The 12,905-nt window shown below is 60.7% G+C and carries 11 protein-coding genes; 10 read left to right on the forward strand and 1 reads right to left on the reverse strand.

All coding sequences use genetic code 11. The features are described from left to right. Positions 1-66 precede the first annotated feature (66 nt). From K1X80_RS24350 to K1X80_RS24375, 6 genes are all read left to right on the forward strand, one after another. The gene (locus K1X80_RS24350) at positions 67-1,077 is read left to right on the forward strand and encodes an ABC transporter permease subunit (RefSeq protein ID WP_120734152.1); all 1,011 of its coding nucleotides are present in this window, start codon (positions 67-69) and stop codon (positions 1,075-1,077) included. A 10-nt stretch (positions 1,078-1,087) separates the two neighbouring features. Continuing rightward, positions 1,088-1,999, forward strand: coding sequence for an ABC transporter permease subunit (locus K1X80_RS24355; protein ID WP_029291943.1), 912 nt, complete (start codon positions 1,088-1,090; stop codon positions 1,997-1,999). A 10-nt stretch (positions 2,000-2,009) separates the two neighbouring features. Beyond that, positions 2,010-2,978 carry an ABC transporter ATP-binding protein gene (locus K1X80_RS24360; RefSeq protein ID WP_057438051.1) on the forward strand — a complete coding sequence of 323 codons (969 nt, stop codon included), beginning with the start codon at positions 2,010-2,012 and terminating at the stop codon, positions 2,976-2,978. Further along, positions 2,978-3,949 carry a peptide ABC transporter ATP-binding protein gene (locus tag K1X80_RS24365; protein WP_057958423.1) on the forward strand — a complete coding sequence of 324 codons (972 nt, stop codon included), beginning with the start codon at positions 2,978-2,980 and terminating at the stop codon, positions 3,947-3,949. Before K1X80_RS24360 ends, K1X80_RS24365 begins: the two co-directional genes overlap by 1 nt. A 322-nt stretch (positions 3,950-4,271) precedes the next feature. Beyond that, the gene (locus K1X80_RS24370) at positions 4,272-6,530 is read left to right on the forward strand and encodes a TonB-dependent siderophore receptor (protein WP_057438048.1); all 2,259 of its coding nucleotides are present in this window, start codon (positions 4,272-4,274) and stop codon (positions 6,528-6,530) included. Positions 6,531-6,818: 288 nt separating this feature from the next. Further along, a complete protein-coding gene (locus K1X80_RS24375) occupies positions 6,819-7,160 on the forward strand; it encodes a hypothetical protein (protein WP_057958422.1) in 342 nt (113 codons plus the stop codon). A 59-nt stretch (positions 7,161-7,219) separates the two neighbouring features. On the opposite strand, the gene K1X80_RS24380 is transcribed toward K1X80_RS24375, so the two are convergent. Continuing rightward, a complete protein-coding gene (locus K1X80_RS24380; protein ID WP_120734153.1) occupies positions 7,220-8,803 on the reverse strand; it encodes a peptide chain release factor 3 in 1,584 nt (527 codons plus the stop codon). A 297-nt stretch (positions 8,804-9,100) separates the two neighbouring features. Here K1X80_RS24380 and K1X80_RS24385 point away from each other — a divergent pair, with 297 nt between their 5' ends. The 4 genes from K1X80_RS24385 to K1X80_RS24400 are packed head-to-tail and all read left to right on the forward strand — an operon-like array spanning position 9,101 to position 12,588. Then, positions 9,101-9,853, forward strand: a complete 753-nt coding sequence (locus tag K1X80_RS24385) for an ABC transporter permease (protein WP_233092015.1) — start codon at positions 9,101-9,103, stop codon at positions 9,851-9,853. Between the two features lie 20 nt (positions 9,854-9,873). Further along, on the forward strand, positions 9,874-10,767 hold the full coding sequence (locus K1X80_RS24390) for a glycine betaine ABC transporter substrate-binding protein (protein ID WP_169989526.1): 894 nt from the start codon (positions 9,874-9,876) through the stop codon (positions 10,765-10,767). A 13-nt stretch (positions 10,768-10,780) separates the two neighbouring features. Next, complete coding sequence (locus K1X80_RS24395; protein WP_027604864.1) at positions 10,781-11,434, forward strand: ABC transporter permease; 654 nt, start codon at positions 10,781-10,783, stop codon at positions 11,432-11,434. Next, on the forward strand, positions 11,431-12,588 hold the full coding sequence (locus K1X80_RS24400; protein ID WP_104910916.1) for a betaine/proline/choline family ABC transporter ATP-binding protein: 1,158 nt from the start codon (positions 11,431-11,433) through the stop codon (positions 12,586-12,588). The genes K1X80_RS24395 and K1X80_RS24400 overlap by 4 nt, the downstream gene beginning before the upstream one ends. Positions 12,589-12,905 lie beyond the last annotated feature (317 nt).

A 12,905-nucleotide genomic window follows, 5' to 3' on the forward strand; every position in this document is an offset into this window, starting at 1 on the left:
CGCCCGGTTCCGTCGACGTTGACGGAGCCGGACCTGCCTAACCGGCTGATTGAGGTAGACAACACGATGTTTAGTTTTATTGCCCGCCGATTGGGGTTATTGATCCCCACGTTCTTCGGCATCACGTTGCTGACTTTTGCGTTGATTCGCATGATCCCTGGCGACCCCGTAGAAGTCATGATGGGCGAAAGGCGAGTTGACCCCGAGATGCACGCCCAGGCAATGGAACGCCTTGGCTTGAACAAACCCTTGTATGCGCAATACCTGGACTACGTCGGCAAGCTCGCCCAGGGCGACCTCGGCGAATCCCTGCGCACCCGCACCAGCGTCTGGAGCGAGTTCACCGCCCTGTTCCCCGCGACCCTGGAACTGTCCATGGCCGCCCTGTTGTTCGCCGGCATCCTCGGGCTATTGGCCGGGGTGATCGCGGCACTCAAGCGAGGATCCCTGTTCGACCATGGGGTGATGGGCATCTCCCTGGCGGGATATTCGATGCCGATCTTCTGGTGGGGCCTGATCCTGATCATGTTCTTCTCGGTGAGCCTGGGCTGGACCCCGGTTTCCGGGCGTATCGACCTGCTCTACGACATCGAGCCGCGCACCGGTTTCATGCTGATCGACACCCTGCTGGCCGACGAGCCGGACGCATTCTGGGATGCCCTGCACCACCTGGTCCTGCCGGCCATCGTACTGGGCACCATCCCGCTGGCAGTGATTGCGCGGATGACCCGTTCCTCGATGCTTGAAGTGCTGCGCGAAGACTACATCCGTACCGCCAAGGCCAAGGGCCTGTCGCCGGCGCGCGTGGTGTTCGTGCACGGCCTGCGTAACGCGCTGATCCCGGTGCTGACAGTGGTGGGCCTGCAAGTCGGCACACTGCTGGCCGGTGCGGTTTTGACCGAAACCATCTTCTCCTGGCCCGGCATCGGCAAATGGCTGATCGAAGCCATTGGCGCGCGGGACTACCCGGTGGTGCAAAACGGCATCCTGCTGATCGCCTGTCTGGTGATCCTGGTGAACTTCGTGGTGGATATCCTCTACGGCTTCGCCAACCCACGCATCCGTCACCAGCGCTGAGATCATGACCATGACCACACCTACTCAAGTGTCAGCAGTCGATCAAAGCCTGCTGTACCCGTCGCCGTACAAAGAATTCTGGCAAGCCTTCTCCAAGAACAAGGGCGCGGTTGCCGGCCTGCTGTTTATGTTGCTGATCGTGTTCTGCGCGATCTTCGCCCCCTGGGTGGCGCCCCATAACCCGAGCGAGCAATACCGCGACTTCCTGCTGACCCCGCCGTCGTGGCTGGAAGGCGGGCAGATCCAGTTTTTGCTGGGCACCGACGAACTGGGCCGCGACCTGCTGTCGCGCCTGATCCAGGGCTCACGCCTATCGTTGCTGATCGGTTTGTCGTCGGTGGTGATGTCGCTGATCCCGGGGATCCTGCTAGGCCTGTTCGCCGGGTTCTTCCCGCGTCTGCTCGGCCCGACCATCATGCGTTTGATGGACATCATGCTGGCCCTGCCATCGCTGCTGCTGGCCGTGGCGATTGTCGCCATCCTCGGCCCTGGCCTGATCAACACCGTGATCGCGATTGCCATTGTGTCGCTGCCGTCCTACGTGCGCCTGACCCGCGCGGCGGTGATGGGCGAGCTCAACCGTGACTACGTGACCGCCGCGCGCCTGGCCGGTGCCGGCCTGCCGCGCCTGATGTTCGTGACCGTGCTGCCCAACTGCATGGCGCCATTGATCGTGCAGGCCACCTTGAGCTTCTCCTCGGCGATTCTCGATGCCGCCGCCCTGGGCTTCCTCGGCCTTGGCGTGCAACCGCCGACACCTGAGTGGGGCACCATGCTGGCTTCGGCCCGTGACTACATCGAACGTGCCTGGTGGGTCGTGAGCCTGCCTGGTTTGACCATTTTGCTCAGCGTGCTGGCAATCAACCTGATGGGCGACGGCCTGCGCGATGCGCTGGACCCGAAACTCAAGAATGCCGCGTGAGGAGATTCCCATGTCACTGCTAGAAATCAAGAATCTCAATGTGCGCTTCGGCGACAAAACCGCTGTGCCGGTGGTCGATGGCCTCGACCTGTCCGTGGACAAAGGCGAAGTGTTGGCCATCGTTGGCGAGTCGGGTTCGGGTAAGTCCGTGACCATGATGGCGCTGATGGGCCTGATCGAGCATCCCGGCATTGTCACCGCCGACTCGCTGACCTTCGACGGCAAGGACATGCTCAAGCTGAGCAATCGCCAGCGCCGGCAGATCGTCGGCAAAGACCTGGCGATGGTGTTCCAGGACCCGATGACCGCGCTGAACCCCAGCTACACCGTGGGCTTCCAGATTGAAGAAGTACTGCGCCTGCACCTGAAAATGTCCGGCAAGCAAGCGCGCAAGCGGGCCATTGAACTGCTGGAAAAGGTCGAGATCCCTGGCGCCTCCAGCCGTATGGATGCCTACCCGCACCAACTGTCCGGCGGCATGAGCCAGCGTGTGGCAATTGCCATGGCGATTGCCGGCGAACCAAAGCTGCTGATCGCCGACGAACCCACCACCGCCCTGGACGTGACCATCCAGGCGCAGATCATGGAACTGCTGCTGGCTCTGCAAAAAGAACAGAACATGGGCCTGGTGCTGATCACCCACGACCTCGCAGTCGTCGCGGAAACCGCTCAGCGCGTGTGCGTAATGTACGCCGGCCAAGCGGTGGAAGTCGGCCAGGTGCCCGGCCTGTTCGACGTGCCGGCGCACCCGTACAGCGAAGCGTTGCTGGCGGCGATCCCGGAACACAGCATGGGCGCCGCCCGTCTGTCGACCTTGCCGGGCATCGTCCCCGGTCGGTATGACCGCCCGCAAGGCTGCCTGCTGTCGCCACGCTGCCCATATGTGCAGGACAGCTGCCGCCAGACCCGTCCGACCCTGGACCCGCAAGCCCACAGCCTTGTGCGCTGCTTCTACCCCTTGAACCAGGAGGTGGCGTAATGGCCGTCGTTCTTACCGCCCGCGACCTGACCCGTCATTACGAAGTGTCCCGTGGCCTGTTCAAGGGCCACGCCACCGTGCGCGCCCTCAATGGCGTGTCGTTCGAGCTGGAAGCCGGCAAGACCCTCGCCGTCGTGGGTGAGTCGGGGTGTGGCAAATCCACCCTGGCCCGGGCGCTGACGCTGATTGAAGAGCCGTCGTCCGGCTCGTTGAAAATCGCCGGCCAGGAAGTCGCCGGCGCCGACAAGGCCCAGCGCAAACAACTGCGCAAAGACGTGCAGATGGTGTTCCAGAGCCCCTATGCCTCGTTGAATCCGCGGCAGAAAGTCGGTGATCAACTGGGCGAGCCGCTGTTGATCAACACCAACCTGTCCGCCGCCGAACGCCGCGAAAAAGTGCAGGCGATGATGAAGCAAGTGGGCCTGCGCCCTGAGCATTATCAGCGTTACCCGCACATGTTCTCCGGTGGCCAGCGCCAGCGCATTGCCCTGGCCCGCGCCATGATGCTGCAACCCAAGGTGCTGGTGGCGGATGAACCGACCTCGGCCCTCGACGTGTCGATCCAGGCCCAGGTGCTCAACCTGTTTATGGACCTGCAGCAGCAGTACAACACGGCCTACGTGTTCATTTCCCACAACCTGGCGGTGGTGCAACACGTTGCCGACCACGTGATGGTGATGTACCTCGGTCGCCCGGTGGAAATGGGCGCGAAGAACGACATCTACGAGCGCCCGCTGCACCCTTACACCCAGGCGCTGCTGTCGGCCACCCCGACCATTCACCCGGACCCGAACAAGCCAAAGATCAAGATCGTCGGCGAGCTGCCCAACCCGCTTAACCCGCCCTCCGGCTGCGCGTTCCATAAGCGCTGCCCGTATGCCACCGAGCGCTGCAGCAGTGAAGAGCCGCTGCTGCGCGAACTGGACAACCGCCAAGTGGCTTGCCATCACGCGGAGCAGTTCGTGGCCTAACCCCCTGTAGGGGTGGGCTTGTGTGGGAGCGGGCTTGCCCGCGATAGCATCAGCGCGGTTTAACTGACAGTGCGAAGCCCTATCCCACACAAGCCCTCTCCCACAGGGCGATACAGCGTTGTACAGCCTCTCCCGCCAGATTGCGCATCAGTCTGGCGGGAGGGGCTTTTTTGTTTTTAGCAAAGTGTAAAAGTTGTAAATGACATTTACTTGTATTTGATAATGACTAGCATTCCGGCGCACAGAGGGCGCCGAATCCTGCTGGAAGGCAGTTCTGGTGCATCTCGCTCAGTTGCCACCTTCCCTAAAGGATTCTGCGGACATGTCACCTCGATTCAGGCTCAGCCATTTCTCCCTGGCGTTTATCGCCGCCCTCTCGTCTCCCGCACTGCTGGCGGATACCTTGGAAAGAGAACACGGCAAAGTGCCGGTAGCCGCTACCGACCTGCCCGTCGACGGCACCTCCCAAGCCCTGGAGTTGAGCGAAACACGAATCCTGGGCACCGCTGCCGAAGAACTCAAACAAGCCCCCGGCGTGTCGATCATCACCGCCGAAGACATCAAGAAACGCCCGCCGACCAACGACCTGTCGGACATCATCCGCCGTGAACCGGGCGTCAACCTCAGTGGCAACAGCTCCAGCGGCAGCCGAGGCAACAACCGCCAGATCGACCTGCGCGGCATGGGCCCGGAAAACACCCTGATCCTGATCGATGGCAAGCCCTCGACCTCGCGCAACGCCGTGCGCTACGGCTGGAGCGGCGACCGTGACACCCGTGGCGAAACCAACTGGGTGCCGGCCGAAGAAGTCGAACGCATTGAAATCCTGCGTGGCCCGGCGGCTGCTCGCTACGGCTCCGGGGCCATGGGCGGGGTGATCAACATCATCACCAAGCGCCCCACCGACCAGTTGCACGGCTCGCTGACCACCTACGTGTCGCTGCCCGAAGACGATGCCGAAGGCATGAGCAAACGCACCAACTTCAACCTCAGCGGCCCGTTGAGCGACACCTTGGCGTTCCGGGTGTATGGCGGCCTGAACAAGACCGATGCCGATGACTCCACCATCAACCAGGCCGAGCAGGCTAGCGCAGACTCGCTGGTCGCCGGCCGCGAGGGTGTGCGCAACAAGGACGTCAACGGTTTGCTCAGTTGGCAATTCACCCCCGAGCAGACCCTGGACCTGGAAGCCAGCTACAGCCGTCAGGGCAATATCTTCGCCGGCGACACCATGCTCAACGGCGGCGGTGTATTCGTGAACAGCCTGGTCGGCAAGGAAACCAGCGTGATCCAGCGCAGCAGTTTCTCCGCCACCCACCGTGGCGAGTTCGACTGGGGCTCGACCATGGCATCGCTGAGCCACGACCTGACCCGCAACGCACGCCTCAACGAAGGCCTGGCGGGTTCCGGCGAGGGCGCGCCCTCCGCCACCGCTGGCCGTTTCGAATCGCGGCTGCGCAACACCCGGGCCACGGCCGAGGTCAACCTGCCCCTGAGTTTCGGCACCGAGCAGGTGCTGACCCTGGGCAGCGAATACCTCTACGAGTCGATGAACGATCCGGGGTCGCTGCGCCCACAAAGCTACGACCCTGGCACAGGTGGCGTACCGAGCATTCCGGGGATGAGCCGCAGCAGTACCAAGACCACGGCCTCCAGCTATGCGCTGTTCGCCGAGGACAACATCGAAGTCGGCAGCAAGACCATCATCACCCCCGGCCTGCGCTACGACGATCATGAAGAGTACGGCGGCAACTGGAGCCCGAGCCTCAACGCCTCGCACCAACTGACCGATGAGCTGAGCCTCAAGGGCGGTATTGCCCGCGCCTACAAGACGCCCAACCTGTACCAGTCCAACCCCAACTACTTGCTGTACAGCCGTGGCAACGGTTGCAACGCCAGCGAAGCCAACTCCGGCGGCTGCTACCTGGTGGGTAACCCGGACCTGAAACCGGAAATCAGCGTCAACAAGGAAATCGGCCTGGCCTATGACAAAGGCACCTGGCGCACCAGCGCGACCTACTTCCGTAATGACTACAAGAACAAAATCAACGCCAGCAACACCGCCGCCTACCGCCTGGACGGCGGGCGCCGCGTGCTGGAGTGGGAAAACAGCGGGGCGGCACTGGTGCAGGGGGTCGAGGGCAACCTGTTCATGACCCTGCGCGACGACCTGGACTGGAACACCAACCTGACCTACATGATCGACTCCAAGGACAAGGACACCGGCGAACCGCTGAGTGTCATTCCCAAGTACACGGTCAACACCACCCTGGACTGGCAGGCCACCGACAAGCTGTCGTTCCAGGTCAGCGGCACCTACTACGGCAAGCAGGAGGCGCCGACCCTCAACTCCCGCAGCGCCAACCGCTATGATCGCAGCGCCCAACAGGATGTGGACCCGTACGGTTTGATGGGGTTGAGCAGCGGCTACGAGTTCACCAAGAACCTGAGTGTGCGCGTGGGCATCGAGAACCTGCTGGACAAGCGCCTGTATCGCAAAGGCAATGCTGACGATGCCGGTGCCCAGACGTATAACGAACCGGGTCGGGCTTACTTTGCGTCGGTGACGGCTTCGTTCTAAGGGCCATGCTATTGAAGGTCTTTGAATAGTCAGCTGTATCTGGACACTTTGGCGAGGGGACAAATCCCCTCGCCACCAGTGGGTGTTACCTTTAATTAAGCGCTAGCAATTACCGTTTATTCGCGAGCAAACCAACGACAAGTCCGACATTAAAAACAGTACTATCGCCCAACAACAAGGCAAACTTTCTGCAACTTGTAACTACCATGTTTCCGCAATTGCGCAACGCAATCTCAGAAGAATAAAGTCCGCCAGCTACAACTTCCTATATTCTTTGCGAGAACTGTCATGAGAGAAATTTCAAAATCTCTGAAAAAGCTGCTGTCTGATATCTACGAGGACGGCGACGTGTCGCTGATGGAGTTCAAGGCCTTGCAGGTTGAATCCGACCTGCGTTGGGGAAGGGTGGTCGATGAACTGGGGAAAAACAATACATTGCTGGCATTTCAAAGTTCGATGGATGTTGCCATGCACTTATTGTTTTTGAGCCTGAACTACATAAAGGACCAGGAAATCACTGATGTGGGCGAAGCCATTGTCAAGGATGCAATAGCCGCACAAGTTGAAACGCTAATGGCCGGCGCTGAACTGTCCCTTAAACAACTTAAAGTTGGCCCCAACACCCGGTAATCTACCGCAAAAAAAGGCGAAGCCATCACAGCTTCGCCTTTTTTTTATACCGCTAACCCTTAGTGGTGTTCGCGGGTCGCACGGAATTTCACATCAGGCCAGCGCTCTTCCATCAACGCCAGGTTCACCCGGGTAGGCGCCAGGTAGGTCAGGTGGCCACCGCCGTCGATGGCGAGGTTTTCCACGGCCTTGTTGGAGAACTCCTCCAACTTCTTCTTGTCACTGCAATCAATCCAGCGTGCCGAGTACACGGTGATCGGCTCGTAGGAGCATTCGACCTTGTATTCCTCTTTCAAGCGGCTGGCCACCACATCGAACTGCAGCACACCCACGGCGCCGAGGATGATGTCGTTGCTGCGCTCGGGGAAGAACACCTGGGTGGCGCCCTCTTCCGCCAATTGCTGCAGACCTTGGCGCAGTTGCTTGGATTTCAGCGGGTCGCGCAGGCGTACGCGGCGGAACAGTTCCGGGGCGAAGTGCGGGATACCGGTGAAGCTCAAGGCTTCGCCTTCGGTGAAGGTGTCGCCGATCTGGATGGTGCCGTGGTTGTGCAAACCGATGATGTCGCCGGCAAACGCTTCTTCCAGTTGCTCACGCTCCGAGGAGAAGAACGTCAGGGCGTCGCCGATGCGTACGTCCTTGCCGGTGCGTACGTGGCGCATCTTCATGCCTTTTTCGTACTTGCCGGAGCAGATACGCATAAAGGCGATACGGTCGCGGTGCTTGGGGTCCATGTTCGCCTGGATCTTGAACACGAAGCCGCTGAATTTCTCTTCAACCGGCTCCACGGTACGCTCGTTGGCAACCCGCGCCAGTGGTTTCGGTGCCCAATTGACCACCGCATCCAGTACGTGGTCGACGCCGAAGTTGCCCAGGGCGGTACCGAAGAACACCGGGGTCAGTTGCCCGTCGAGGAATTCCTGCTGGTTGAACGCGTGGCAGGCGCCCTGCACCAGTTCCAGTTGGTCGACGAAGCGCTCGTACTCGTCACCCAGGTGGGCGCGGGCCTCATCGGAGTCGAGTTTCTCGATGATCTTCACATCGGTGCGTTCGTGACCGTGGCCGGCGGTGTAGACAATGATGTAGTCGTCGGCCAGGTGGTACACGCCCTTGAAGTCGCGGTAGCAGCCAATCGGCCAGGTGATCGGCGCGGCCTTGATCTTCAGGACGGCTTCGATTTCATCCAGCAGTTCGATCGGGTCGCGGATGTCACGGTCGAGTTTGTTGATAAAGCTGACGATCGGCGTATCGCGCAGGCGGCACACGTCCATCAGCGCGATGGTGCGTGGCTCGACGCCCTTACCGCCGTCGAGGACCATCAAGGCCGAGTCCACCGCGGTCAGGGTGCGGTAGGTATCTTCGGAGAAGTCTTCATGGCCCGGGGTGTCGAGCAGGTTGACCATGTGGTCGCGATAGGGGAACTGCATGACCGACGTGGTAATGGAAATACCCCGTTGTTTCTCCATCTCCATCCAGTCAGAGGTGGCATGGCGATCGGATTTGCGGGATTTCACCGTGCCGGCCACTGCGATCGCCTTGCCCATCAGCAGGAGCTTTTCGGTGATGGTGGTTTTACCGGCATCGGGGTGGGAAATAATGGCGAAAGTGCGGCGTTTCGCGACTTCGGCGGCCTGGTGGGTCATGGGAAATCGCCTGGCAGGTGAGTCAAAAAAGGGCGGCGAGTATAGCGCAAACCCAGGGAGCCGGACCACCGTTCACCCGATTGGGGGGGTGGCTAAATGCTGCCAAGTATGGAACCTTTTAAAAGGTAGAGACGTCCACTCCCCTGCTACCGCACTCGGAACAGGGGCTGAAAAATCAGCAAGTTAGCCTGACGAGGCTGCGCTCATGGCTTGGTCGCATACCGCGTTGCCGGTATCGGCGAGCTGCTTTTCGCGAACATATTCGCCGACAGCCAGGAATGGCATTGCCGCTCGGAAATGTGTTCGCCGACAAAAGAAAAAAGGAGTCCGCCTGTGGCTATTCGCTATGGCAAAGGGCTGATAGGAGGAGCGGTTGTCGTCGCTCTCCTGGCCCTGCTGGTCCACTGGATCGGCATCAACACGATCGAACTGTACCGCGACGATTTGTTGTTTTACCTGCAAGCTCACCTGATTCTTGTACTTGTCTCCATGCTGGCTGCCCTGATCGTAGGGATCCCCGCCGGTATCCTGCTCAGCCGACCGAATATGGTCGGGCGCGCAGAACGCTTCATGCAGATCTTCAACATCGGCAACACCGTCCCTCCCCTGGCCGTACTGGCCATCGCCCTCGGCGTCCTCGGCATCGGCAGTGGCCCGGCCATCTTCGCCCTGTTCCTCGCCTCCTTGCTGCCCATCGTGCGCAATACCTACGAAGGCCTGAAAAACGTGCAGGGTTCCTTGAAGGAAGCCGCCGTCGGCATCGGCATGACCCCACGCCAGGTGCTGTTTCGCGTCGAATTGCCCAACGCCGTGCCGATCATTATCGGTGGCGTACGTGTGGCCCTGGCAATCAACGTCGGCACCGCACCGCTGGCGTTCCTGATTGGCGCCAATAGCCTGGGCAGCCTGATCTTCCCCGGCATCGCCCTGAACAACCAGCCGCAATTGCTGCTCGGCGCCGCGTGCACCGCGCTGCTGGCATTGCTGCTTGACGGTCTGGTGACCATGGCCAGCCGCCTCTGGCTGGAACGCGGGTTGCGTCCGTCTTAAGGCTTGGCAAAGGAATTCACATGAAAAAACTGACTTTGATACTGAGCTGCGTCCTGCTGTTTGCAGGCATTGCGCAAGCTGCTGAAAAACCGGTGATCCGCATCGGCGCCCGGGTCTTCACCGAACAGACCCTGCTCGCCGAAATCACCTCCCAGTACCTGCGCACCAAGGGGTACGACACCCGCGTGACCGGCGGCCTGGGCAGCAACCTGGCGCGCAGTGCCCAGGAAAGCGGGCAACTGGACCTGATCTGGGAGTACACCGGCGTGTCCCTGGTGGCCTACAACCATGTGGACGAGAAGCTCGACAGCGAACAGTCCTACGCACGGGTTAAAGAACTCGACGCAAAAAAAGGCCTGGTCTGGCTGTCGCCGTCGAAATTCAGCAATACCTACGCCCTGTCCCTGCCGGAAAACGTGGCCAAGGAGTATCCGCAGATCAACACCATCAGCGACCTGACCCAGGCGCTGGCCGAGACAACCCATGAAAACCGCCTGGTGGCCCTGGACACCGAGTTCGCCAACCGTTCCGACGGCATGGCCGGCATGGTCAAGCTGTACGGCATGAACCTCACCCGCAAGAACACCCGGCAGATGGACGCCGGTCTGGTCTACACCGCCTTGCGCAATGGCCAGGTATTTGCCGGCCTGGTGTACACCACCGACGGTCGCCTCAATGCCTTCAAATTGAAGCTGCTGGAAGATGACCTGCACTACTTCCCGGATTACACCGCAGCCCCCGTGGTGCGTCAGGTTTATCTGGATGCCCACCCGCAATTGGCCGCCGACCTCAAGCCACTGGCAGCGCTGTTCGACGATGAAACCATGCGCCAGCTGAACGCGCGGGTCGACGTCGACCATGAAAGCCCATCGGCTGTAGCCGCTGATTTCCTGCGCCAGCACCCACTCAACTAAAAGAGGAGAAGACATGGAATTTCTGAACGCCTTTTCCCATCTTGATTGGGCCCAAGTCCTGCACCTGACCTGGCAGCACATCACCCTGGTCGGGATCGCCGTGATCCTCGCGATCGTCGTAGGCGTGCCCCTGGGCGTGCTGATGACCCGCTTCCCGACCCTGGCCGGCCCGTTGCAAGCCAGTGCCACGGTGCTGCTGACGGTGCCATCGATTGCCCTGTTCGGCCTGCTGCTGCCGTTCTACTCCAAATTTGGCCAGGGCCTGGGGCCGATGCCGGCGATCACCGCCGTATTCCTCTACTCCCTGCTGCCGATCATGCGTAACACCTACCTGGCCCTGACCGGCGTCGAGCCGGGCATCCGCGAAGCCGCCAAAGGCATCGGCATGACCTTCGGCCAGCGCCTGCGCATGGTCGAGCTGCCGATTGCAGTGCCGGTGATCCTCGCCGGGGTGCGCACCGCCGTGGTGATGAACATCGGTGTAATGACCATTGCCGCCACCATCGGCGCCGGTGGCCTGGGTGTACTTATTCTGGCTTCCATCAGCCGCAGCGACATGTCGATGCTGATCGTTGGCGCCGTGCTGGTCAGTCTCCTGGCCATCTTCGCCGACCTGCTTCTGCAATGGCTGCAACGCTCGCTGACTCCAAAAGGATTGCTCAAATGATCGAACTTCAAAACCTGTCCAAGACCTTCCAAAGCAACGGCAAGACTGTCACCGCCGTTAACGACGTGAGCCTGACTGTCAATGAAGGCGAGATTTGCGTGTTCCTCGGTCCCTCGGGCTGCGGCAAGAGCACCACGCTGAAGATGATCAACCGCCTGATCAAGCCCTCCTCGGGCAAGATCCTGATCAACGGCGAAGACACCACCGACCTCGATGAAGTGACCCTGCGCCGCAATATCGGCTACGTGATCCAGCAGATCGGCCTGTTTCCCAACATGACCATCGAGGAAAACATCGTGGTCGTGCCCAAGCTGCTGGGCTGGGACAAGCAGAAATGCCACGACCGCGCCCGCGAGTTGATGAGCATGATCAAGCTCGAACCCAAGCAGTATCTGCACCGCTACCCGCGCGAGCTGTCCGGTGGCCAGCAACAGCGCATCGGCGTGATCCGCGCCCTGGCGGCCGACGCGCCGTTGCTGCTGATGGATGAGCCGTTCGGCGCGGTCGACCCAATCAACCGCGAGATGATCCAGAACGAGTTCTTCGAGATGCAACGCGCGCTGAACAAGACGGTGATCATGGTCAGCCATGACATCGACGAGGCGATCAAGCTGGGCGACAAAATCGCCATCTTCCGCGCCGGCAAGTTGTTGCAGATCGACCACCCGGACACTCTGCTGGCCCATCCTGCCGACGAGTTTGTCAGCAACTTTGTCGGCCAGGACAGCACCCTCAAGCGCCTGCTGCTGGTCAAGGCCGAAGACGCGGCGGACAACGCCCCGTCGGTCAGCCCGGAAACCCCGGTGGCCGATGCCCTGGAGCTGATGGACGAGCATGACCGCCGCTATGTGGTGGTCACCTGCGCCGAGAACAAGGCGCTGGGTTATGTACGACGTCGCGACCTGCATCGTCAGACGGGTACCTGCGCCCAATACCTGCGCGAGTTCAACGCCACGGCGGCGTTTGACGAGCACTTGCGCATCCTGTTGTCGCGCATGTACGAGTTCAACCGCTCGTGGCTGCCGGTGATGGATGCCGAGCGGGTGTTTTTGGGTGAAGTGACCCAGGAGTCGATTGCCGAGTACCTGAGCTCTGGTAAGTCCCGTGGGGGCAAGACCAGTATTGTGTCGCCTGCCGAGACCGCACTGGCCTGAGACCACTCGGTCAAAATTGTGGGAGCGGGCTTGCTCGCGAAAGCGGTGTGTCAGTCACTGAATGGGTGCTGACCCACCGCCTTCGCGAGCAAGCCCGCTCCCGCATTTAGTTCTGCTGGGTGTCAGGAAATAGCCTGATTCCTCCTCATTGGGGAACATCAATCCGTCACACCGGTCGGTTACATAAGTAGCTGAACTGGGTCACGCGACGAACGCGTGCAAAAACGCGACATTTTTAGTTGATCTCAAGCCCCTCACGCCCTAAAGTTCGCGCCGAACGTCCATGCTGGAAACGATCCATCCGGCTCAAGTACTGA

The sequence above is a fragment of the Pseudomonas sp. So3.2b genome, assembly GCF_019464415.1.
Taxonomy (GTDB): domain Bacteria; phylum Pseudomonadota; class Gammaproteobacteria; order Pseudomonadales; family Pseudomonadaceae; genus Aquipseudomonas; species Aquipseudomonas shahriarae.